Below are 23,180 nucleotides of genomic sequence, written 5' to 3' on the forward strand. Positions count from 1 at the left end.
ACATGTGGCGGCAGTCGCAAAGCCGCGTAAATCACCAAAACAGCGTGGCTGCTTCATCATGTCCACGCTGATTTGCCTGACCCTTATGTAAAATCAGGTAAATCCCTCAAGCTTGGTAGATCAAATACTACCAGAAACGTCTCCGTCGTCACAAACGTGTGGGGTGCACCAGGTCGTGGCGCCCTTGGACCGCTGGCAATCAGATCCTTGAACCGCAACCGCGCCAGAAGATCCCGGCTGACGTCTTTGCCAAAGATATCCTTGAGTCCGGCCCGATCGATCGGCTGATAGTAGGCAATGGCACAAAGTACGCCCATCTCATTTTCGGTGAAGGCAAGCGTTTGATCGCCAAGCTCTGCTGCGGCCCTGATCGCATCCGCGAATTGCGTCTTGGTGCGGAGCATCCAGCCACCAGCAACCTCCGCCAACTCATAGGACCGCCCCACCAATTCTACCTGAATATCCTCTATGAGCATATCAACCGAGGCCCCCTGCCCAACCACACGCGACAAGTCCTCGCGGCCAACCGGCGTAGCACTCGCAAACAAGACCGCTTCAATCCGCCCCATCCATTCGCGCCAGCGCAGTTCCTGTGCCAGATCCTCGAGTTCACGATCAAATACGTCACCTCGCGCCGAGACGTCCTTCTCTTTCGGGCGCTTGCGTTTGCTGGCGAAGGTCATGGCGCAATCCCATAAAGCCGGAACGTCGCCCGACCGGTCAGTTCGCGAGCAACGCCCAATTCAACAAGCCGGTCGCAGAACCGCCGCGCGGCACGGTCGGTCATGGAAGTGGTGCTGCCCTGGATCAATGGCGACAACATGGTCGACGGTGCCACGGCATCTTCGGACAGGAATAGCCCGACGGCTACCTCCGATCCTTTGGAACGCAACTTTGGAGCAATGGCTTGCAGCGCCGTTGCTCTGGTTGCAAAATCACACGACTGTCGGATCGTGTCCTCGACGCACTCCAAGAGGCGCTTCTGAACATTCAGCTCCGCCCCCTGCACGTCCGCCACCAGATCACGCAACATTGCTTTGGTAAGTTTTTGTGCTGTGAAAGGTACCACTGACGTCCAATTCAATGCCTGCGCCACCACAATATCGGAGAGCAGACAAGCGACCCGCTCGGCCCGATCGTCCACCTCTAGAACCGCACGCATCACCGCAACACACCCCGCCAGCAGCCCGTGAGTTTTCGCGCGGATGGTACCGGCAACCAAACAGACAGCGATCTCACCTTCGAAGTTCCTATGAACCAGGTCCGCCACTTCGGATAACCAGCCTCGCCCCGTCAACTTGATACGCGTCGCATCACGCCAGAACGCCAACAGATCGCCGTCCGGGCCGCGCGCTTCGCCTCTGGGTGTCAAATAATAGGCGTCACGAATATCCGCCTCCCGCGCCAACCGCCCTTCCAGTTTCGAGGACGCCGTAGCCGCACTCAACGCCAATCGGTTGGCGAGTAGTTTGACAGGCATGCCGTGCGTTGGATCAGAGATCAGTGCATCCAACACTGTCAGCGCCGAACCGGACCGAAAAGCCACAGACTCGAACGTTTCTGCCCGTCCGGACGTGATCCACGCGGGCAGTTTCGGTAGGGTGTTCAAGTCGTCAGAGAGTGTGCCAGACTGATAAATCATGTCCCGACACTATCCCAAGACGGCGCTTACTTCCAGTAAATAGCTCATAAACCGCCCCACCTTACAGGTCTTCTCTATGTCCAATAAGTTTGCATTATCGGACATTATAATCTATGCCCAGCGACATGCCTCAAAAGCCCCAGAAATCAAGCTCAGAGCCAGCAACCGCCTTCTCACCCAACGAGGGCGACGATAGATTGCGGCCTTCCGGCGAGGCCCTAAGCCTCCCCACCTTTGTTGCTGGTTCTGGCACACTCGATCGGCTGGTTGAGACTGCCCGCGACTATGCGAAGCAGGCGACATCTGAGAACACGCTAAAGGCCTACGCAAAGGATTGGGCTCACTTTATGCGTTGGTGTCACAGACGGGGGGCAGACGCGTTGCCTCCGAGCCCGGAACTGATCGGGCTCTACATTGCGAACTGTGCGGCACCCGATACCAAGGCCCCTGCCCTCTCGGTATCGACCATCGAACGCCGCCTGTCTGGCCTTGCCTGGCACTACCAGCAGCGCGGCTTTACGCTTGATCGCAAGGACCGGCATATCGCGACCGTCCTTGCTGGTATCCGGCGCAAGCACGCGCGGCCACCCGTTCAGAAAGAAGCGGTACTAGCGGAGGATATCCGCGCGATGATCGCCTCCCTGCCCTTCGATCTGCGTGGCTTGCGGGACCGCGCGATTTTGCTGATCGGATATGCGGGCGGGCTTAGGCGATCCGAGATTGTCAGCCTGGATCACGGCAAGGACGATACCCCTGACAGCGGTGGTTGGGTGCAGATAGAGGACGACGGCGCGGTGCTGTTCCTGCGCGGCAAAACCGGTTGGCGTGAGGTCGAGATTGGCCGCGGATCGAGCGATCAAACCTGCCCCGTACAGGCGTTGGAACGGTGGCTGCACTTTGCACGCATCGATTTTGGCCCGCTGTTCCGCCGCACCACCCGTGACAACAGGCGCGCCCTTGATGCGCGCCTCTCTGATAAACACGTGGCGCGGTTGATCAAACAAACTGTACTGGACGCGGGTATCCGCAGTGAGTTGCCCGAGAAAGATCGCCTTGCGCTGTTCTCCGGGCATAGCTTGCGGGCTGGCCTGGCTTCGAGCGCTGACGTCGACGAACGCTACATTCAAAAGCAACTTGGCCATGCATCGGCAGAGATGACGCGGCGGTATCAACGTCGGCGGGATCGGTTCCGCGTTAACCTGACAAAGGCCGCAGGGCTTTAGTACAGGCAGGTTCGCGATAGAAATCGCTTCATGCGTGTGACTGGCGACCGGGTTGATCGTCAGGTGGATTACCGATTACAAGTAGCAATACTTTCGTGAGCAAGATCCAGTGTTGGATGGGCATACCCTACGACACGCCGTAATCAACGTAAGACCCGCCATATGTTTGGTCGGTTTCAAGACTATAAAAGGACAAGGATTACCTGCATGCCTGCCACCTCCCCGCTCTGCACGACCGGTAACAGCGTAGCGCACCGCAAACCTTACTGTGCAGCAAACAGTGCGGGTCCGCATATTCTGGACCCTTACAGCAGGTGACATGTACACGGATTCTTGTTTTGGGGAGCAGTGGCCGCATCGGTAGAATGCTGCGCCGCGCATGGACACAGCCGGCACTGGCCACTCAGGACACCGCTGTGGAATTCACCTTCCAGACGCGCCAGACACCTGTACTTGCGCCCGGTGATATCCTTTGGAACATCCTGCAAAAGCCACCCCGAGCCTTGGTTGATGCAGGCCCTTTTGACTGTATGATTATCCTGTCGGGGATTGTCCCAAAACAGGGGGCTGATTTCGCCCTCAACAGTCTGATTGGCGCCGCAGGTATGAACGCCGCCGCAGATCTCGGGATACCACGGGTTTTGCTGGCCTCCACTTCGGCTGTTTACGGCACCTACAGCAACACCCCCTTTGACGAGGATGCCCCCCTTGATCCCGTGAGTGCATATGGCCACTCAAAGAGGGATATGGAGGTTGCTTGCCGTGCGCAGGCATTGGCAAACGGTATCGAGCTATGCTGCATGCGTATCGGCAATGTAGCAGGAGCGGATGCGCTATTATCTGGCGGGGTCGCACTCAAACCGAATGAAAAACTGCCCCTCGATTGCTTTCACGACGGGAGTACACCTCTGCGTTCCTATATCGGACCGCACAGCCTTGCACGGGTAATGGTATCGCTCACCCGAGCCGACACGTCCCTGCCCGCAACGCTCAACACTGCGGCACCGCATCCCGTCACAATGCAGGCTTTGGCACAGGCGGCCGAGATCCCCCTGGAACTGCGCCCGACACAGTGCAACGCACATCAACATGTCACACTCGACTGCACCGCCTTGACCGCCTTGCACCCGTTTGACCCGCAAGAGTCAGCACCCGCAGAAATTGTTCGCCAATGGCGGATGTTGGGCGATGGACAAATGCACTGAGCCTTCTTGGCCGTCAAACCCGCCATCCGTTGAGGCAATCAAAGAACACTTAGCCTGCAAAAGACGCTTCATCACGCGGACAGATTGAAGGTTTTTCTCAAAGTGGCTACCCTATCTCCTAATAAGAATAATGGAAAATCGAGCCCCATGAAAAAGCCCCTTCCAACAGTCACGCCCAACACATGGGAATTTTTGCGCGACCCGATGATCGCGCCCACCGGTTTTCGGGAATATGATGCCCGCTGGCAGTACCCCGAAGCGATCAACCTGCCTGGCATCACCGCACTAGGCCTTGGGCTTGGGACACAAATGCACCAGCGCGGGATCGAGCCTGTGATTGCTGTGGGCAACGATTACCGCGACTATTCGCTGACCATCAAAAACGCTCTGATGCTGGGGCTTATGCAGGCAGGTATTCACGTCAAGGATATCGGCCCCGCCCTGTCGCCTATGGCCTATTTTGCCCAGTTCCATCTGGACGCACCTGCGGTGGCGATGGTGACGGCCTCACACAATCCCAATGGTTGGACCGGCGTCAAGATGGGGTTTGAACGCCCCCTGACCCATGGCCCTGACGAGATGAACGAACTGCGCGATATTGTGCTGAACGGCAAAGGTGTCACGCGCGAGGGCGGTAAATACGAATTCGTCGAGGGCGTGCGCGAGGCCTACCTTGATGATCTGGTTGGTGACTTCAAAATGACCCGCAAACTCAAAGTCGTCTGTGCCACAGGCAATGGCACAGCAGCGGCCTTCGCGCCTGAGTTGTTCCGCCGCCTCGGTGTCGAAGTGGTCGAGAGCCATAACGAGCTGGACTATACGTTCCCGCACTATAACCCCAACCCCGAAGCCATGGAGATGCTCCATGATATGAGCGCGAGCGTGAAAGCCTCTGGCGCTGATTTCGCCCTTGGCTTTGATGGCGACGGTGACCGCTGCGGTGTGGTGGACGACGAGGGTGAAGAAATCTTTGCCGATAAGGTCGGCGTCATCATGGCGCGTGATCTGTCCAAGATATATCCAAACAGCACCTTTGTGGCTGACGTGAAATCAACCGGCCTTTACGCCTCAGATCCCGTATTGATCGCCAATGGCGCAAAGGCGGATTACTGGAAAACCGGCCACAGCCACATGAAGCGGCGCGTGAAAGAAATCGGCGCACTCGCCGGTTTCGAGAAATCCGGCCACTACTTTCTGGCCGAACCTATTGGCCGTGGATACGACTGCGGCATGCGCGTCGCTGTCGAGATTTGCAAGCTGATGGACCGCAACCCCGACATGTCCATGTCCGACCTGCGCCGCGCCCTGCCCCTGACCTATGCAATGCCCACCATGTCGCCCTATGCCGCCGATGAGGAAAAATACGACATCCTCGCGCGCATTGTTTCCAAACTGGAAACGGTAACCGAATTTGCGGGGCGCAAAGTAGCACAGGTCGTTACCGTCAACGGGGCCCGCGTGATCCTCGACAACGGCAGCTGGGGTCTGGTACGTGCGTCATCCAACACGCCAAATCTGGTAGTGGTCTGCGAAAGTTCCGAGAGTGAAGCCGAGCTGCGTGCGATTTTCAAAGCCGTCGATGACGTGATCCGCACAGAGCCTGCTGTGGGCGATTACGACCAAACGTTCTAAGCCCTCCCAAAGGAATTCATACAAATGAAAATCGCTGTCGCAGGTCTGGGATATGTCGGGCTGTCAGGTGCAATTCTGCTTGCTCAACATAATCAAGTCATCGCCGTAGACATCAATCCGGATCGCGTGGCCATGGTCAATGCACGCAAAAGCCCCATTGTAGACCCTGATATTGATGACTTCCTTGCCAATCACGATCTCAACCTGACGGCCACCACCGATGCGGAGGCCGCGTTTCGGGATGCCGATTATATCATCGTGGCAACGCCCACCGACTATGACAGCGTGCATGACTATTTCGACACCTCCAGCGTCGAGGCAGTCATTGTCCAAGCGCTGGCCTGCACCACCACAGCCCATATCGTGATCAAATCCACCATTCCCGTCGGCTTTACCGAGCGTATGCGCGCCCAGACGGGCAGTGACCGGATTATGTTCTCGCCTGAATTCCTGCGCGAAGGCCGCGCACTCTATGACAACCTGCATCCCAGCCGCATCATCGTCGGCGATACAGGGCCCGCCGCTCATGCCTTTGCCGATCTTCTGGTGCAGGGTGCGATAGACAAAACCGCTCCCGTCAAATTCACCGACGCCTCCGAAGCCGAAGCGATCAAGCTCTTTGCCAATACCTACCTTGCCATGCGGGTGGCGTTTTTCAACGAGCTTGACAGCTATGCCATGTCGCGCGGTGTCGACAGCCGCCAGATCATTGAGGGCATCAGCCTCGATCCGCGCATCGGCGACCACTACAACAATCCTTCGTTTGGCTATGGCGGATACTGCCTGCCCAAAGACACCAAACAGCTGCTGGCGAACTATTCCGAAGTGCCGCAAAACCTGATCCGCGCCATTGTGGACGCCAACCGCACGCGCAAGGATTTCTTGTCCGAACAAATCATCGCCCGCAAACCGCGCGTAGTGGGCGTTTACCGTCTGGTGATGAAATCAGGCTCCGACAACTTCCGCCAATCGTCCGTGCAGGGCATCATGAAGCGGATCAAGGCCAAAGGCGTCGAAGTCATTGTCTATGAGCCTGCAATGGAAGAGGATCGCTTTTTCAACTCCCGCGTGATCCGCGATCTGGACGCCTTCAAAGCCGAGGCCGACGTCATCATCGCCAATCGCAAAACCGATGATCTGGAAGATGTGGCCGACAAGGTCTTTACCCGCGATCTGTTTGGGGGGGATTGACGGGCGGCGGGTAGGTTATCGGTAAGATATCAAACAACGCGCATATGAACCCTGTGCAGCGCAAGGCACGATTGAGATCAATACAAAGCATACTGCACCCCAGATAAGTAATTGGAATATATTACGATTTTCTGTTGTAAGCACTACCTTGGGTTGTTAGGAAAAATCAACACCGCACCTAAATTCAAGTTGGAATACATGACAGAGAAAAATGCAAACGCAACATTTCGAATACTAACTCTTTGCTTTGCCGTGGGGTTGGCATTCGGTATATTTTTTGTTGTGTGGAAGAATTTTAACCCCGAGACGACTATCCCTTGGTTTAACGGGATTGTGGCCTTTGCAGGCCTTACAGCAGCATATCTTTCGATCCCAGACTTCAATAAAATTGGTTCTACCTCAGGTCATGACTGGCTTTTAGTTATTGTATCTTTGGTTGTTGCAGTATTCGGACTTGCCTTATTTGGACTTGGTTCTGAGTGGTTACAGCAGCTCTTAAACTGATAATTGGGGAGATTTCCCATCTGCTATGTCTATGTCGGAATTTCTTAATCTACGGTGTCATCAGTAAGATGATAAGCTGGGGAAATGAAAGCCATAGTAGGCAAAAAGCTCGCCGTCCTATACCTCACACGGCGGCAATGATGACGGAACTCAAGCCATCACAGAACCCAAACCACCTCTTTTCTGCTGGCCGGTCCGAGACAGCCCTGATCTCAATCGGTTTTGGGGGATCGGCATGACCGGAGCATCTGATCGGAGACGAAGACAGGCGTCAGCATGTGGATCGACTTCTACAATCATAAGCGCCCACATTCCGCCCTTGGTGGCAACTCACCCGCTATGATCAACTGGCAAAAAAACAGCACAGCCCATCAGCAGATGTGAACAGTCGCTAAGAGCGCCAGATTCTGTCCAGATTGCTGGAAGTAAGTCACGCGGCTTATTACTATTTGAAAAAATTTAACTTTAATATTAAGAAGCTTAGTCAAGTGCAGGCGCACAAAACACATTTAGATAACCGCCCTCTTTAAAAGACGATTTGGAGCTAAAAGAATATGATTGGTGATAACCCCCTGACGATTGCAGCGATCAATGGTGATTTTGATTATACGGGCACTGACACATCGGTTTACGATGCGATTGATTTTCTCCCCGGATCTACGGGCACAGCACTTAACCGCACTGTGATTTTTGACGCGGACGCCGCGAACAATCTTGATTTTATCAACTTTGCCCCCGCAGCAACCGATGTTGCAACGATAAGCTTCAGGCTCGATAACGGGGCTACGCTGGATCTGAGCGCGGTAGCCATCACCAATTTCAGCGCAAACGATACCATCGAAATTCGCAATTTCGATACAATCTATAACGGCCCGGCCTCTATGGTCACAGGCACGGTGTTCAGCGATAATATCATCGGTGGCCAGCGGACATTCGACACCCTGAACGGCGGCGGTGGCGATGATAATATCGACGGTGGCTATGGTGGTGCGGTCATATCGGGTGGTGAAGGCAACGACACAATCGATGGTGGCTATAACGGTAGTGGTACGATTAACGGCGACGCGGGCAACGATTCTATCAGAGCCAGCTATACTGGCGGTGATGTGTTTGGCGGTATTGGCAACGACACGATACGTGGTGGCCAACATATCACTGATATATTTGGCGGTGAGGGCAACGACTCTTTGAGCGGCGGCTACGGCGGCGGCGAGATACACGGCAATAGTGGCGACGACGTGATCCGCGGCGGTTTCTCTGTGAGTGATCTGTATGGCAACACTGGCAACGATACAATTAGTGGTGGCTACTCTGGCGGTACAGTATACGGCGGCAATGGCAATGACATGCTCAATGGTAGCTACCTGGGCGGTACAGTATACGGCGGCAATGACGACGATGTAATCAGAGGTGGCTACCAAGGCGGCACATTATACGGCGAGGATGGCAATGATCTAATCACTGCCGGATATCTAGGCGCTGTGATTTTCGGCGGTGATGGTGATGATACGCTCCGCGGCGGCAGCCGTGGGGATTCCTGGATCGAGGGCGGTGCAGGTGCCGACCAAATAATCGGCCGTAATAATGGAACCGATACCGCAAGCTACGCCTCATCAGCCGGGTTTGTGAACGTCTCCCTGTTGACCGGTTTCATGGGCGGTGGCGCCGGCAGTCACGCGATTGGCGATACACTCGCTAATATTGGCAACCTGATCGGGTCCGCGTTCGATGACCGCTTGAACGGTGACAGCAACGATAACCTATTGCAGGGTGGTGCGGGTGCAGATTTTTATAACGGTAATGGTGGTTTTGACGTCGTCGGATATCAAACCTCTACCAGCTTTGTGAATGTTTCACTGGCGACCGGATATACCGGGGGCGGTGTCGATAATGATGCGACAGGTGACACGTTCCTGCTGATTGAGGGGCTTATCGGGTCTGCATTCGATGACCGGCTAAACGGAGACAACGGGAGCAACCTTCTAGAGGGAGGTAAGGGGGCCGATGTCCTGAACGGCAACGCTGGCAATGATACGATCAGCTACGCATCCTCCGAAAGCTTTGTAAATGTTTCACTGGCAACCGGATACACGGGCGGCGGTGTCGATAATGACGCGACAGGTGATACCTTCAGTTCTATCGAAAATCTGACAGGCAGCATGCATGATGATAGTCTGTCCACCGATAATAATGACAACCTCCTCATGGGATTGGCTGGTGCTGACACGCTGAACGGGCGCGGCGGTGAGGATACTGTTTCCTTTGCCGGCTCTGACACTGGAAACGAGGCCAACCTGCTCACCGGCGTTGGTGGCGGCAACACATCAAGCGATTCTTTTGGGGATGTTTATATCGGGATCGAACATCTCATTGGTGGCGAGAATAACGATACTTTGATCGGGAATGCTGGCAACAATACCCTGCTCGGCGGCGGCAACAGTGACATCCTCGAAGGCGGCGCAGGTGATGATATTCTGCACGGCGGAGAAGACCGTGACGTCCTCAGAGGCGGCGTAGGTGATGATGTTCTGCGCGGCGAAGACGGCCGTGACGTCCTCGAAGGGGGGGCCGGTGCAGATGTGCTGGATGGCGGCGGCGACTATGGGGATACGGCCAGCTATGAAAGTTCTGCGGGTTTTGTAAACGTATCTCTGGCAACCGGTTTCGCCGGCGGTGGTGCCGGCACGCATGCGGCTGGCGATACATTCATAGGGATCGCAAACCTGCGCGGGTCGGATTTTGACGACAGGCTGCGCGGAAATGATGAGAACAACTTTTTAGATGGTGGCCTTGGTGCTGACCGTCTGGATGGCAGCGACGGCTACGATTATGCCGATTATGAACGCTCTGAGAGCTACGTTAACGTCTCGCTCAAAACCGGATATACGGGTGGGGGTGTAGATAACCACGCATCAGGAGATACGTTTTTCAACATCGAAGGCATTTACGGCAGCGATTTTGATGATTTGCTGAGCGGTGATAGCGGGGACAACCACCTGTCAGGCAACGATGGCGATGATATTCTGGTCGGGCGCGAAGGGGCTGACCGCTTGTATGGCGGCGGTGGTAACGACACAGCGAGCTATTTTGACAGTAGCAGTGGGGTGAATGTCTCCCTTCAAACAGGCTACACAGGAACCGGGGCTACCAACCATGCCACCGGCGACCGCTTTTCCTCGATCGAAAATCTGAGCGGCTCTGCGTTCAATGATGTTCTGAGCGGCAACACCCGCGATAACATCATCAACGGACTGGGCGGCAACGACACCTTGCGCAGCTATGCCGGCGCGGATCAGTTCAAATTCGACACTGGATTTGGCAATGACGTGGTCGCAGACTTCGAGGACGGTGTGGATATGCTCAACTTCGTTGATCACGCAGGCGTCACCAGCTTTGCCGATCTGACGATCACAACATCGGGCAGTGCAGCTCTGGTGGCGGACGGCGCAGGCAACACTGTATTGGTGAACGGATTGGCCGGAAACCTCACAGTGGATGATTTTATCTTCTAAAAACCATACAAGAGCATGCGGCTATGCATATATCTGTGGCCGCATGCACTGCAAATACGCGACTCCTCAAAGGGTTGGAGACGCTAAGCGCCCTACCCTTTGGCCCCCTGCCCGCGGGCATAGACGTCTTCGTAGCGCACGATATCATCCTCTCCGAGGTACGATCCCGTCTGCACTTCGATCAGAACCATGGGCAGTTTGCCGGGGTTCACCATTCGGTGCACGGCGCCCAGAGGGATATAGACGGACTGGTTTTCCGTCACCAGTTTGACCTCGTCGTCGATGGTGACTTCTGCGGTGCCTTCCACGACAATCCAATGCTCGGCGCGGTGGTGATGGCTTTGCAATGACAGGGCCGCACCGGGGTTCACCACGATGCGTTTGACCTGAAACCGCGTGCCTGCGCCCAGACATTCGAACCAGCCCCAAGGGCGGTAGTCGCGCGGCAATGTATCGGCCTGTGCAATATCTTGTGCCTTGAGGATGCTCACCGCCTGTTTGACCTGTTGGGTGTGATCGCGGTGCGCCACCAGCACCGCATCCGGCATGGCAATCGCGATAATATCGTCCAGCCCGATGCCTACCAGCTGCTGATCAGGGTCCTCAGAGCGCAACAAAGTGTTGTGACAGCCAATCGCAGTCGCTCCCGCGCTGGTGACAACCCCGTCCGCGTCCTGTGTCCCGTCGCGCCAGACTGCCTCCCAACTGCCCAGATCGGACCACGCACCACCATACGGCACCACGCTCAGATTGGCGGCTTTTTCCATGATGGCATAATCGATTGAATCGTCCTCAAGCGTGGCCCAAGGTTCAGGTGCCAGACGGGTAAAGTGTAAATCCTGTTCGGCCAATGCCACCGCTTCGCGTGTCGCCTTTAACATCTGGGGCGCGTATTTCTCGAAGGCTGCAATCAGGGTGGCGGTCGTGAACAAGAAAATGCCTGCGTTCCACAAATGCCGCCCGCCCTCGACCAATGCCTGGGCCGTTTCTGCATCAGGCTTTTCGACAAACCCCTCGAGGGGTTGGGCCACGGGTGCAAAATCTGCCCCGATATCTTGCGACAGCGCCAACCAGCCATAGCCCGTCTCGGGCCGTGTGGGGCGGATGCCAAATGTGACCAACTGCCCCGCCTGCGCAGTGGGCACCGCCGCGAGCGCAGCCGCGCGAAACAGTGCCGCATCCTCGATCACATGATCGGAGGGCGCCACCAGCATCAGCGTATCCGCACCGTTTTGTTGCGCCTCTAAAACCAATGCGCCGGCAAGGATCGCAGGGGCCGTGTTGCGGGCCTCAGGCTCGATAATAGTTGCCGCCGCCCCCACCCCGATGGCCGACAATTGCTCCGTCACGACAAAGCGGTAGTCAGATCCCGTGATGATCAAGGGCGCGGCAAACCCTGCCCCCGACAACCGCTGCGCCGAGGTCTGGAACAGGCTTTCGTCTCCCGTAAGGCGGGCAAATTGTTTGGGATAGCTTTTGCGCGACAAAGGCCAAAGCCGCGTACCGGATCCGCCACACAGCAAGAGCGGATGAATTGTATCGGTCATATCGTATCTCACAATTGCACGCAGTTATAAGGATCGCAGGCTACGCCTAATTCTACAGAATATTGCGACGAAATTGAGACTGGTTATGATTATTTTACACCTGTGCGGGTCAGCCTTCCCAGACGAACGGGTTGTCCACATCACGCAAAGCCTGCGCGGCCACATCTTTGGCCGACAAAACCGGCTCACTCGACAGCGCCCAGTCAATCCCGATATCCACATCGTCAAACCGGACCGAGCGGTCACATTCAGGCGCGTAATACGCGGTGCATTTATAGGCGATCTCGGTGTTGGCCTCGCGGGTGACGAACCCGTGCAAGAACCCTGTCGGGATCAGCAATTGCAGCCCGTTCTCGAAACTCAGGTCATATCCCACCCAATGGCCATAGGTCGGACTGCCCACACGGATATCCACCGCCACATCAAATAGCGCCCCGCGTGCGCAGCGCACCAGCTTGGCCTGCGCATGGGGCGGCGTCTGGAAATGCAGCCCCCGCAGCGTGCTAACCGCCTCCGACATCGAATGGTTGTCTTGCACAAAATCCATATCGATGCCGTGCTCCAGCAGCGTTTTACGGTTCCAGCTCTCGGCGAAAAAACCACGTGCATCGCCAAAACGCGCAGGCTCCAGCAGCAATACACCCTCCAGTGCGGTTTTAGTCACTTTCATCGCGGCATACCTCTCGGGAAATCAGTCTCTAATAAGGGTTAAAACCCTGACGTCACAGGGGCGGTACGGCAAATACATCAGGCCGCGTGCCTATCGCATGGGCCTCTTTAAACGCATCCGCCGCATTCAACGCCTCACGGATGGTCACATCCATATCCAGATAGCGGTAAGTGCCAAGGCGGCCTACAAAGGTGACCCCCTCGCTCGCTTCCGCCAGCGCGATATAGTCTCTAAGGAGGGCTTTTTCCTCAACCATACGGATTGGATAATAGGGAATATCATCTGGCTCGCAGGCCCGCGCACGCTCAACGTAGAGGACAGTGCCCTCATGCTCTTCCCAAGGCGAGAAGTGCTTGTGCTCGGTGATGCGGGTATGGGGGACATCCTCGTCGCCATAGTTCATCACGGCACAGCCCTGCGCGTCGCCCTGCGCTGTCGTGCGCTCGAAATCCAATGTGCGGTAACCCAGACGCCCCAAACGATAGTCGAAATACCCGTCCAGCGGTCCGCTCCAGAACACATGGTCGTGCTGCGCTGCGATCTCGGGGGTAAAGGTCGTTTCCAGATGCACAGTAATGCCCGGATGGTCGAGTATCCGCGCCACCAGATCGGTGTAGCCATCCCGCGGCATGCCCTGATTTTTATGCATGAAATAATTGTCGTCATAGTTGAACCGTACCGGCAGCCGCTTGAGGATCGAGGCCGGCAAATCGCGCGGAGAGCACCCCCACTGCTTTTGCGTATATCCCTTAAAGAACGCATCATAGAGGTCAGGCCCGACAAACCGCAGCGCCTGTTCCTCAAAGGTCTGCGGATCAGTGATGGACGTATCGGCCTGCGTCTCGATAAAAGCGCGCGCCTCAGCGGGGTTCATCGTCTTGCCGTAGAATTGGTTAATCGTATGCAGGTTGATCGGCAGTGAAAACACCTGCCCCTGCGCCGTAGTTTTCACACGGTTCTTATAGGGCTCGAAGGTTGCGAACTGCTGCACATAGTCCCATACGCCAGCATCATCGGTATGAAAAATATGCGGGCCATAGACATGCACCATCACACCCGTCTGCGCACAACGTTGTGTGTGACAGTTGCCCGCCACATGGGCACGCGTATCAATCACCGTAATCTGGTGTCCCGCATCGGCCAATTCACGCCCCAGCACTGCACCGGAAAATCCGGCCCCTACCATCAATAATTTCACTGCGCTGCCCCTTGCTGTCCTGCCTGCCTGTGATGTCAAAACAGGGGGCCAATAGCAACACGGGTCAGCTAAACAGAAAGTCCGCCTCTGTCAGCTCCGAGCGGTCCGTGTTCTCAAGCACGATCCCGCCGGACCCGTACCATATCGTTACATCCGCACCTTCCTGTGCGATGGCCAGCCGATTGAAATTCTGGCCCGCAAACGTGATTGAGAGCACATCAATGCCGTCCTGATAATCAGTCACCGTGTCCCAACCGCTGCGCGCCGTGAACACAAAGGTATCCGCCCCACTGCCACCCGTCATCAAATCATTGCCAAGGCTGCCGATCAGCGTGTCATTGCCACTGCCACCGTCCAGCGTATCCCAGCCCGGTGCAGCATCCAGCAGGTCATTGCCACTGCCACCACTGATCCGGTCATGGGCGATACCCGCCAGAATCGTATCATTGCCCCCTGCGCCGTTGATGACATCATGGCCCATATGGCCCATCAACAGATCTCCGTCATTGCCGCCCGTGATCGTGTCATGCCCCACCAACCCACGCACCGTGTCACTGCCGCCGCCATCTCCGGTATAGACGTCGTTGCCAATGCCCAGATGGATGGAATCGAACCCGTCCCCACCTGACACAACATCATCACCCGCCTGTGCAAACAACAGATCGTCACCGCTCCCGCCCATCAGTGTGTCATCCCCGTTGCCGCCCGTTACCTCGTCATTGCCATCGCCGCCCTGCACATCATCATCGCCTTTACCGCCGAGAACCGTGTCATTCCCATCGCCGCCCCAGACTGTGTCATTGTCATTGTTGCCATGCAGATAGTCATCTCCCTCATTGCCACGCAGGAAGTCTGCACCATCGCCCCCTTCGAGGCTGTCATTCCCTCCCCGACCCTCAAGTGTATCGTTGCCGCCCTGACCGCGCAGAATATCGTCACGCCACGTACCGCGCATTGAATTCGCCGCATTTGTGCCGTCCTCCACAATTCCTGTGGGCTCTGGTGCCGATTGTGGCGCGGGCACAGGTGTTGGGGCGGGTACTGGTGTTGGCGCTGGCGCTGGCGCAGGCGTCTGCACGGGTGCAGGAGCAGGTGACGGGGTGGGCACGGGGGTTGGCGCCGGTACGGGTGTCGGTGCGGGTGTGGGTATCGGTGCGGGTGTCGATACAGGCGTGGGCGCTGGTGTCGGCAAAGGCGTTGTGATCCCGCCATTTTCTTCGGGAACCCAATCTGAATCGTCCTGCATAAACTCAGAAGGCAGGAATCCGTGATGCGCCCAGTTAAAGCCACCCGGAAACAACTGGTCCAAGGTCAGGGAGCCCCCCCCCTGCCGCGCCACTGTGACGGTTTGCTCCCGCCATGTCAGGGTTGCGCCACTTGAAGTTGCGGTAAATCCAAGTTGGTCCGCATCATAGAGCATGCGAAACCGCGACATATCGATCCGGTCCTGCCCCACTTCGAAATCTGTGATGCTGTCAGGGGTGTCATCAGGCTCTAACACAAAGGTATCGCGGCCACTGCCGCCCGTCAGCGTATCGCGCCCGCGCCCGCCAATGAGGATATCATCCCCCGTCCCGCCCGTAATCCGGTCATTGCCCGCACCGCCCATCAGCAGGTCATCGCCCGCGCTCCCCGCCAGTACACCACCAGCCGCCGCCGCCTGCACCGCAGCCGCCATATCGCCCACATCATAGGACCACTGCCCGATGCCCGAAACCGTCTGGGATGTCGTAAACAGCTGGACCTCGTCGCCCACCTGCGCAGCCGCCAGCGCCGCGACATTGTCCAAACCGTTCATCCCGTCATTGGCGATGCTGGCATGATGCATAAGGCGGCCGTCCGGTGTCAGATCAAAAATGCTGACCCCGTCATCGCCACCGCCTGCAATCACCTGCACACGGCCTGCAACTTCGATCACCTCCAGCGCACTGGAGGATCCGAACCGTGTGTCGCGCGTGTCGCTGGCGTGGTCCACAGGCACCAGCGCACCCGATGCCGTCAGCTCCAACACGCTCAACGCACCGCCTTTGCCGCCGTCCGCAGCCGAAGACAGCAGTACCACAAATGTCTTTCCCAACAGTTCGGTCACTTCCATCGCCGAGGGCGTCATAATCCCCAAACCCTCGTCGGTCCCCACTGCCCCTGTGGCTTCCAGCCTTCCGTTGCTGCTGTGGGCGCGAAAGGCGACCACCCCGCCCATATCACGCCCTGCGGCCAGTACAAAATCAGTGCTGCCAATCTGTGCGGTAGCCACAGCTGTAGGGCCATAAATATCAGTCGTGCGAGAGGTATCGGTATATCCCCCTGATACATTTGCATCGAACTGCGCCAGTACACCGCTATCTCTGAGCCCGTAGAGCGTGCCACTGCCCGCCTGCACCAGCCCTAACGACCCACCTGCAGGGCCCCCTACCCCCGCCAGTGTGGTTGCACTGCCAAAATCCCCCTGCGCGTCCATGACATAGCCGGTCGAGACAGCATTTGACGATCCCGTGACCACCAGATCACGTCCCTGATGCTCAATCACCGACAGCACACGGTTGGCAGTGCCAACCTGTACATCGCTGAGCTGGTGAGTATCAGATACGACCGCCTGAACGCCCTGCCCCAGCGCCAATCCCACCAAAACTCCCTCACCGGGACCCCATGCGATAATGCGGGCGTTCCCCGCCTGATCAAGCACGGCCATATCCGTCAGCCCGATATCAAACTCTTCTTGCGCTGTGTTAATGCGCCCCTGAAATACCGGCCGTACCATACCATTCCCCAATCCACTGATCCCATGGAAGGGTTGGCCTGCACGCACGCAGATACGGCGGCACAATTATGGCAGCAGAGCGACCTTTAACTCCGGTTTAAATAGTGATTTAACCTATTGAATTTTAATAAATTTTTCTAAGCGCATTGTAGTACTGCAAGACACACGCTAGCCCATTAACGTCTCATGATAGGCAATGCCCTCATCAAGATCTTCGAAGTAGGTCAGCTGGCCATGCTCCAGCACCACACCCGCATCGCAAAATTGGCGGATCTGGTTCATGTCATGGCTTACCAGAATGGCACTGGCATCCTTGACCCGCTCCATAAAAACCGCACGGCTTTTGCGTTTGAATACAGCATCTCCTACGGCGGTCACTTCATCCACCAGATAGGTGTCAAACCGGATACCCATCGAGACACCAAAGGCCAGCCGCGATCGCATGCCCGACGAATAGCTGCGCACCGGCATGTAGAAATGTTTACCCAATTCGGCAAAATCCTCGACAAAGGCCTGAAGTGCATCGGTATCCACCCCGTAGATGCGCGCAATAAACCGGCAGTTTTGCGCCCCCGTCAACTCACGGTGAAACGATCCGCCGAACCCGACGGGCCACGAGATGCTGCCATCCGATAATATCTCGCCACTGTCAGGGGCCATGGTGCCAGCAATCATCTGCAACAGCGTTGATTTCCCCGCGCCGTTACGCCCCAACAGCGCCAGTGACTTGCCCGTGGGCAGGGTCATATTCAGATTGTCGATCACGACCTTGCGGGTGCCCCGCACCATGAAACTTTTGGAGAGGTTCTCAAAGACAATCATGCCGAATAGACCCTGTGCAAATCAGTCTCTAACACAGGGTTATCTCCTGTCCCGTAGGCTGTAATAGATCAGGGCCATGATCGACCAAGCGAGCAGCAAGAACAATGCAAGCACAGCCATCAGAACAAGCCGTTGCGGGTATTCTGCGGTTTGCGGCAGGGTTGGTTCGACATAAGACGCAAGATAGCGGCTTTGACGTGCAATTTTGGCCCGTGCTGCATCCAGTGCCGTGAGGGCAGCACGGTAGGATGTCTCGGCATATTCGCGGTCCACAATCAGACCCTCATATTCTGCCATCAAGGTTGGATAGTCTTTTCCGACACCGCCCACTTCCTGACTGGCAAATGTTTCGCGCTCCTCTGCGATGCGTGCGCGGATAATCTCGACACTGCGCTGCAACTGTAGCAAACGCGGGTCGGTGGCATTGGCCTGGGCGCGCTCATCGTATTCTATCAAGGCCTCGGCGAGTTGTTGTTGCAAATTGTTAACCACCCCCATTTGCCCCTGAAGGTCAGCATTAGGGTCTACAATTTGCGTGACAATGCGAAACTGGGTCAACGCTTCGCGCGCCGTCTTTAGCCGCGTGACCGCATCCTCCAACTCGACCACAGCGTTGCGCATCAGGTCTTCGCGTGCCGCTGCGTTCAACGCATTAATCATGCTCTGGCTTTCAGCGACGATGTCAGCCGCCAGCATTTGTGCCGTCTGCGGATCGAATGCCAGCACACGCAATTCGATGAGCCCCGTACCCTGATCATAAGATATCCGCACCATGCGCTGCCAATACGACAGCAGATCCTCGATACTTGCATCATTCTCCAGAGAGAACAGCGGATCACTTTCGCGGTTGATCGAATATATGGCCCGCAAATCGCGGCGTAGATCAATGGCTTCGACCATGCCCTGACTTTGAATGAATTCGTATAAAATATCCGTGTCAGAGGCGCCGCCTCCACCGGTAAACTGCCCCAGATTGCCCAGAAAATCCGTAGCCCCGCCGCCTTCTTCCTTGCGCACCGTAAATCCGGTTGTCGAGGCGAATTGATCCTCTGCCACGGCCCATAAATACCACACCGCAACAATCATCGGTAAAAGAACAACCGCAAAGAAGCTGAGGATCAGCCTGCGATGGCGCTGCTGAAATCTTGCCGGCGGGGCAATTGGCATAACTTTTACGACGGATGGGCCTTTGGGCCCTCCTTTTTTCCCTTGATCGGGCTTTGGGGGCGGTGCGGCCTGTAGCTTGGTCTCGGCTGCGTCAGTCACGGGGCACACCTTTCAGGGCTTTGAATTCATGCCCCCTTCCTACATAATTGCAAAGTCCATTGCCAGTCTGGCGGAGCAACCTCTTCATGTCTTCATCCTCTCAAGATCCATCAACGCTCAGGCCGGTACACCAACGTGTGCGTGCCTATGCAACACCGCGCACCATTATGGCGCTGATATTGCGCGAGATGTCCACGCGCTATGGCCGCTCTGCGGGTGGGTTCATCTGGGCGATCCTTGAACCGTTGGGTGTGATCATTATTCTCGCTCTGGCATTTAGCCTTTTGTTTCGCACCCCAGCGTTAGGCACCAGCTTTGTCCTGTTCTACGCATCGGGGTATCTACCATTTCATGTCTACCAGTCGGTCTCGCTGTTTGTCTCGCGCGCTCTCAACTTCTCACGGCCCTTGATGTTCTACCCCTCGGTCACTTGGATAGACGCATTGCTGGCACGGTTCATTCTGAACACACTGACCGGATTCATGGTCACCTATATCGTATTGGCCGGCATGATCCTGACGATCGACACCCGCATTGTACTTGATGTGATGCCGATCATCTGGGCACTGAGCCTTGCCGCCCTTCTGGGACTGGCTGTCGGGGCTTTGAACTGCGCTTTGATCGGGTTGATCCAGACGTGGGATCTCATCTGGTCAATCGTCTCACGGCCCTTGTTTCTGGCGTCGGGTATTTTGTTCATCTATGAGGACATGCCACAATTCATACAGAACATTCTGTGGTATAATCCGATCATTCATGTGGTTGGTATTTTACGCACAGGTCTCTACCCGATGTATAACGCCGATTATGCATCCTCGGCTTATGTTATCGGGTTTTCATTGATCGCACTGGCGCTGGGGCTGCTGTTGTTGCACCGCTTCCATAAGGATATCCTGAACGAGAATTGAGGACACGGCTGGCGTGTAGCCTCACTCTGTCATTTTCAGAATATCGTCATGTGCCACATCCCGTTTGCCGCGCAAACCGTCCCTGACAGCACGCCACAACAGCCGGTAGAACACAGCCCGTTCACCGCCATGTGCACGACCTTTTAAAACCCATTTGGGCAGCACCAACAGCAGCAGGGGCCAGAACAACCATCCTGCCGCCATGCGGTACAGGATCAATAGATTGCGGTGGTAATAATAAACCTTCCACAGCGGCCTGAACCGCCCGTCATCGGCCAGCGTCGAGCAGTCATGCTCAAACCGCACTTGTGGCAGAAATCCGATCTGCCCCCCGCTACGGCTTAGGGTCAGGGAATAGATACCATCATCGCCGTACACAAAAAGCGATGGATCGGGATAGCCAATTTTCCCGACTGCGGCAGCCGAGATAAAGAACCCCACAAAAGATGTAATATCGACAGGCGTTATGGGCGCATCATCCGCATAGGCAGCAGGATCGAGGTGAAAGCCGCTGCGCCCGCCAAGGCGGAGCAATGTTTTGAAGAACACAGACGTATGCGCAAACGGATTGCGCGACGGGCGGTTCATTTCGCAGATGCGCCCGTCGGGAAAATACACCGCCGCCGCCGCTGCGTCCCAACCTGTCAGATCGGTAGCGTGGAATGCCGCCAGTGCCGCCGCTTGCGGTCGTGCATCATCATCCATCACCACAAGCCAGTCTGGCGCGTGATCGACCATTGCGGCCTTCATGCCCGCCTCGAACCCGCCAGCGCCGCCCATGTTGCGCGACAACAGCCGCAGATCAAGGCGCGGATGGCTTTGTGTTTGCAGCCATGCACCGGTGCCATCAGTGCTGGCGTTATCTACAACAACCACGACTGCCAAATCGCGCTGTGGCACAGCCATCAACCGCGCCAGCGTTACCTTAAGCTGTTCCAGCCGGTTATACGTCACCACAACGGCCACCAGCCGCCCCGCACTTTGTGGCCTTGCCTCACCTTGCTCCACGATAGATTCCCTGCCCTGCTGTGCTTCACAGGGTAGGGTCATAAAATGCCTTTCATGTCAAATTAACCACGCCCAAAAACTGCCAGAATTGCTTAGTAGATCACTCCCGAGTATCTCTGGGAGATACAGCAAAAAAGGACCGCACATGCGCAAAGGGATCATTCTGGCAGGGGGCAGCGGCACGCGCCTTTATCCGATCACCATTGGTGTGTCCAAACAGCTGTTGCCTATCTATGACAAGCCGATGATCTATTACCCGCTGTCGGTGCTGATGCTGGCAGGCATCCGCGAGATTGCGATCATCACCACCCCAGAGGACGCTGAGCAATTCCGCCGTACACTCGGCGACGGCAGCCAATGGGGGCTTGAGTTCACCTATCTTGTACAGCCGACACCGGACGGGTTGGCACAAGCATACCTGCTTGCGCGCGACTTTCTGGATGGCGCGCCTTCAGCAATGGTGTTGGGCGACAACATATTCTTTGGTCACGGCCTGCCCGAGGTTCTGGCCGCTGCTGACGCTGTTGCAACTGGAGGGACTGTGTTTGGCTACCGCGTAGCCGATCCAGAGCGCTACGGCGTTGTAGATTTCGATCCGAAGGGTCGTGTGCGTGCCATTGTTGAAAAACCCGCAGTGGCACCCTCACCCTATGCTGTGACGGGCCTCTACTTTTTAGATGGTACCGCACCAGAGCGTGCCGCAGATGTACGCCCCTCAAAGCGCGGGGAGTTGGAGATCACCTCGCTTTTGCAAATGTATCTCGATGATGATGCGTTGAACGTGCAGCAGATGGGGCGCGGGTTTGCATGGCTTGATACTGGCACGCACGGCTCTTTACTGGATGCTGGTAATTTTGTGCGCACCTTGTCCGAGCGTCAGGGCCTACAAGTGGGATGCCCCGAAGAAATCGCATATGGTCACGGCTGGATCACCGCCGACGCACTACGCGCACGCGCCGCATTGTTTGCCAAGAACAGCTATGGCGACTATCTGCTCGGGCTTTTGAAACCCATCTGAGGGCAGGGGGTCCAACTGGGATGTTTCGCGCGCGAAACATTTGCTGCCAGCAACGATATTAGACTCTAATATTAGGTCCAGTCTCTAATAAACTGCTCTAACGCCTTGCGTAACTCAGGCGTGACCCCCGCACCATGCAGCGTGATGCTGCCATCCTTGCCGGTCCGCATCTCAACACCGGGCGGCTTTTCAGGCGGGCTCGGGCGGACTTTGGGCTGCCTCATGCTCTGCTCGAGAATACGCTGTTCGTCCTCTGAAGTTTGCGCTGTGACCAGTGCGGTGCGCAACCGTTTGACCAGCGTCGCATCCGCCTCCAATGCCTTTGACAGGGCAAGGCCCAGCCGCTCCCCCAAAGCACCGGGAAAGGCCAGATGACCATCCAGCGCCTCAACAACCGTTAGGAAGCTGCGGATTTTGGACCGTTTGGGGCGCGATGCCGCATGATAGAGACTAAGAAGGGCTGCTTTGTGAGTGGGGAATACCCCTTGCTCAACGGCTTTGAGGGCGATGCGTGCACGCTCGAAATAGCTCAGACCGACGCGGATCTCGTTTTCCTCAACCATGGCAAGATACGCATCCGAGGCATCAGCAGGATGGCGGATCAAGGCCTGTACTGTGGCCCCTCCGCCGTCTATTTGCAGCGCCCGTAGCGCGGTGAGGCGACGCCAGCCCGAGATTAGCCCGTATTGGCCGCCCCCCAGATCCGCGACCTCGATCGGCGCTTGCTGGCCACGGGCGCGCAGACTGGCCTTGAGGGCATCCATCTCTGCGCTGTCAGCGACCACGCGGTCCCGCACCAGATGGCTGGCATCCACAGCGTCCAGAGGCAAATCCAATACCATACGCCCACTGGCGCGGGCCTCACTGAGCACTTGGGTGACTTCTTCAAAAGCGGCTGCCATTGCGGCATCTCCAGCCACATCCGCGATTGGCGCAGAACGGTTCGGGGCCACGCCCTGCGGATAGGTGGGGAACTTCATATTTTTCTCCGGTGGGCTATCCCCCTCCAGATGTGTTGGGTTGGCGGGGGTCAGGCGTTTGCGTTTGGCCATGGAAATGCCTCCGGTAGACTGCGT

At 56.5% G+C, this 23,180-nt stretch carries 18 protein-coding genes and 1 pseudogene; 9 read left to right on the top strand and 10 right to left on the bottom strand.

All coding sequences use genetic code 11. From position 1 onward, the window contains the following. Positions 1-83: 83 nt before the first annotated feature. The gene (locus Q0775_RS18745; RefSeq protein ID WP_298864748.1) at positions 84-683 is read right to left on the bottom strand and encodes an SMC-Scp complex subunit ScpB; all 600 of its coding nucleotides are present in this window, start codon (positions 681-683) and stop codon (positions 84-86) included. Then, positions 680-1,642, bottom strand: a complete 963-nt coding sequence (locus Q0775_RS18750) for a DUF1403 family protein (RefSeq protein WP_298864751.1) — start codon at positions 1,640-1,642, stop codon at positions 680-682. Before Q0775_RS18750 ends, Q0775_RS18745 begins: the two co-directional genes overlap by 4 nt. Positions 1,643-1,767: 125 nt before the next feature. On the opposite strand from Q0775_RS18750, the gene Q0775_RS18755 reads away from it, so the two are divergent. From Q0775_RS18755 to Q0775_RS18780, 7 genes and pseudogenes are all read left to right on the top strand, one after another. Continuing rightward, positions 1,768-2,865 carry a tyrosine-type recombinase/integrase gene (locus Q0775_RS18755; RefSeq protein WP_298864754.1) on the top strand — a complete coding sequence of 366 codons (1,098 nt, stop codon included), beginning with the start codon at positions 1,768-1,770 and terminating at the stop codon, positions 2,863-2,865. Between the two features lie 338 nt (positions 2,866-3,203). Next, a complete protein-coding gene (locus Q0775_RS18760; RefSeq protein ID WP_298864757.1) occupies positions 3,204-4,070 on the top strand; it encodes an NAD(P)-dependent oxidoreductase in 867 nt (288 codons plus the stop codon). 147 nt (positions 4,071-4,217) lie between these two features. Beyond that, positions 4,218-5,702, top strand: coding sequence for a phosphomannomutase/phosphoglucomutase (locus Q0775_RS18765; protein ID WP_298864760.1), 1,485 nt, complete (start codon positions 4,218-4,220; stop codon positions 5,700-5,702). Positions 5,703-5,726: 24 nt separating this feature from the next. After that, on the top strand, positions 5,727-6,893 hold the full coding sequence (locus tag Q0775_RS18770; protein ID WP_298864763.1) for a nucleotide sugar dehydrogenase: 1,167 nt from the start codon (positions 5,727-5,729) through the stop codon (positions 6,891-6,893). Between the two features lie 198 nt (positions 6,894-7,091). Next, positions 7,092-7,397 (top strand): hypothetical protein, encoded by a 306-nt coding sequence (locus Q0775_RS18775; RefSeq protein WP_298864766.1) that lies wholly within the window; start codon positions 7,092-7,094, stop codon positions 7,395-7,397. 273 nt (positions 7,398-7,670) lie between these two features. Continuing rightward, positions 7,671-7,781: pseudogene (locus Q0775_RS20030) on the top strand (integrase core domain-containing protein); the annotation flags it as partial. A gap of 170 nt (positions 7,782-7,951) precedes the next feature. Continuing rightward, on the top strand, positions 7,952-10,909 hold the full coding sequence (locus tag Q0775_RS18780) for a calcium-binding protein (protein ID WP_298864769.1): 2,958 nt from the start codon (positions 7,952-7,954) through the stop codon (positions 10,907-10,909). Positions 10,910-11,001: 92 nt separating this feature from the next. Here the strand turns inward: Q0775_RS18780 and Q0775_RS18785 are convergent, their stop codons facing one another. The 6 genes from Q0775_RS18785 to Q0775_RS18810 form a co-directional block, all read right to left on the bottom strand. After that, on the bottom strand, positions 11,002-12,456 hold the full coding sequence (locus Q0775_RS18785) for a mannose-1-phosphate guanylyltransferase/mannose-6-phosphate isomerase (protein WP_298864772.1): 1,455 nt from the start codon (positions 12,454-12,456) through the stop codon (positions 11,002-11,004). 109 nt (positions 12,457-12,565) lie between these two features. After that, entirely contained in the window at positions 12,566-13,126 is a 561-nt protein-coding gene (gene rfbC / locus Q0775_RS18790; RefSeq protein WP_298864774.1) for a dTDP-4-dehydrorhamnose 3,5-epimerase, read from the bottom strand. Positions 13,127-13,178: 52 nt separating this feature from the next. Next, complete coding sequence (glf, locus tag Q0775_RS18795) at positions 13,179-14,324, bottom strand: UDP-galactopyranose mutase (RefSeq protein ID WP_298864777.1); 1,146 nt, start codon at positions 14,322-14,324, stop codon at positions 13,179-13,181. Positions 14,325-14,388: 64 nt separating this feature from the next. Beyond that, positions 14,389-17,082 (bottom strand): M10 family metallopeptidase C-terminal domain-containing protein, encoded by a 2,694-nt coding sequence (locus tag Q0775_RS18800; protein WP_298864779.1) that lies wholly within the window; start codon positions 17,080-17,082, stop codon positions 14,389-14,391. Positions 17,083-17,250: 168 nt separating this feature from the next. Next, entirely contained in the window at positions 17,251-17,904 is a 654-nt protein-coding gene (locus Q0775_RS18805) for an ABC transporter ATP-binding protein (protein ID WP_298864782.1), read from the bottom strand. Positions 17,905-17,943: 39 nt separating this feature from the next. Then, positions 17,944-19,170 carry a sugar transporter gene (locus Q0775_RS18810; RefSeq protein WP_298864785.1) on the bottom strand — a complete coding sequence of 409 codons (1,227 nt, stop codon included), beginning with the start codon at positions 19,168-19,170 and terminating at the stop codon, positions 17,944-17,946. A gap of 86 nt (positions 19,171-19,256) precedes the next feature. On the opposite strand from Q0775_RS18810, the gene Q0775_RS18815 reads away from it, so the two are divergent. Continuing rightward, positions 19,257-20,078, top strand: coding sequence for an ABC transporter permease (locus tag Q0775_RS18815; protein ID WP_298864788.1), 822 nt, complete (start codon positions 19,257-19,259; stop codon positions 20,076-20,078). Between the two features lie 21 nt (positions 20,079-20,099). On the opposite strand, the gene Q0775_RS18820 is transcribed toward Q0775_RS18815, so the two are convergent. Next, positions 20,100-21,128: a glycosyltransferase gene (locus Q0775_RS18820; protein ID WP_298864791.1), complete on the bottom strand. Its 1,029-nt coding sequence runs from the start codon at positions 21,126-21,128 to the stop codon at positions 20,100-20,102. 103 nt (positions 21,129-21,231) lie between these two features. Here Q0775_RS18820 and rfbA point away from each other — a divergent pair, with 103 nt between their 5' ends. Beyond that, complete coding sequence (gene rfbA, locus Q0775_RS18825) at positions 21,232-22,104, top strand: glucose-1-phosphate thymidylyltransferase RfbA (protein ID WP_298864794.1); 873 nt, start codon at positions 21,232-21,234, stop codon at positions 22,102-22,104. A 71-nt stretch (positions 22,105-22,175) separates the two neighbouring features. Here the strand turns inward: rfbA and Q0775_RS18830 are convergent, their stop codons facing one another. Next, complete coding sequence (locus Q0775_RS18830) at positions 22,176-23,156, bottom strand: ParB N-terminal domain-containing protein (protein ID WP_298864798.1); 981 nt, start codon at positions 23,154-23,156, stop codon at positions 22,176-22,178. Between the last annotated feature and the right edge of the window lie 24 nt (positions 23,157-23,180).

It is taken from the genome of uncultured Sulfitobacter sp., assembly GCF_947499945.1.
Classification (GTDB): Bacteria; Pseudomonadota; Alphaproteobacteria; order Rhodobacterales; family Rhodobacteraceae; genus Sulfitobacter.

What these genes read in the sequence shown, in the direction of transcription:
- Q0775_RS18785 (WP_298864772.1), bottom strand. Translation starts at nt 12,456, where the DNA reads ATGACCGATACAATTCATCCGCTCTTGCTGTGTGGCGGATCCGGTACG.
- Q0775_RS18770 (WP_298864763.1), top strand. Translation starts at nt 5,727, where the DNA reads ATGAAAATCGCTGTCGCAGGTCTGGGATATGTCGGGCTGTCAGGTGCA.
- Q0775_RS18800 (WP_298864779.1), bottom strand. Translation starts at nt 17,082, where the DNA reads ATGGTACGGCCGGTATTTCAGGGGCGCATTAACACAGCGCAAGAAGAG.
- Q0775_RS18780 (WP_298864769.1), top strand. Translation starts at nt 7,952, where the DNA reads ATGATTGGTGATAACCCCCTGACGATTGCAGCGATCAATGGTGATTTT.
- Q0775_RS18830 (WP_298864798.1), bottom strand. Translation starts at nt 23,156, where the DNA reads ATGGCCAAACGCAAACGCCTGACCCCCGCCAACCCAACACATCTGGAG.
- Q0775_RS18775 (WP_298864766.1), top strand. Translation starts at nt 7,092, where the DNA reads ATGACAGAGAAAAATGCAAACGCAACATTTCGAATACTAACTCTTTGC.
- Q0775_RS18805 (WP_298864782.1), bottom strand. Translation starts at nt 17,904, where the DNA reads ATGATTGTCTTTGAGAACCTCTCCAAAAGTTTCATGGTGCGGGGCACC.
- Q0775_RS18745 (WP_298864748.1), bottom strand. Translation starts at nt 683, where the DNA reads ATGACCTTCGCCAGCAAACGCAAGCGCCCGAAAGAGAAGGACGTCTCG.
- rfbC (WP_298864774.1), bottom strand. Translation starts at nt 13,126, where the DNA reads ATGAAAGTGACTAAAACCGCACTGGAGGGTGTATTGCTGCTGGAGCCT.
- Q0775_RS18765 (WP_298864760.1), top strand. Translation starts at nt 4,218, where the DNA reads ATGAAAAAGCCCCTTCCAACAGTCACGCCCAACACATGGGAATTTTTG.
- Q0775_RS18815 (WP_298864788.1), top strand. Translation starts at nt 19,257, where the DNA reads ATGTCTTCATCCTCTCAAGATCCATCAACGCTCAGGCCGGTACACCAA.
- rfbA (WP_298864794.1), top strand. Translation starts at nt 21,232, where the DNA reads ATGCGCAAAGGGATCATTCTGGCAGGGGGCAGCGGCACGCGCCTTTAT.
- Q0775_RS18755 (WP_298864754.1), top strand. Translation starts at nt 1,768, where the DNA reads ATGCCTCAAAAGCCCCAGAAATCAAGCTCAGAGCCAGCAACCGCCTTC.
- Q0775_RS18750 (WP_298864751.1), bottom strand. Translation starts at nt 1,642, where the DNA reads ATGATTTATCAGTCTGGCACACTCTCTGACGACTTGAACACCCTACCG.
- Q0775_RS18820 (WP_298864791.1), bottom strand. Translation starts at nt 21,128, where the DNA reads ATGACCCTACCCTGTGAAGCACAGCAGGGCAGGGAATCTATCGTGGAG.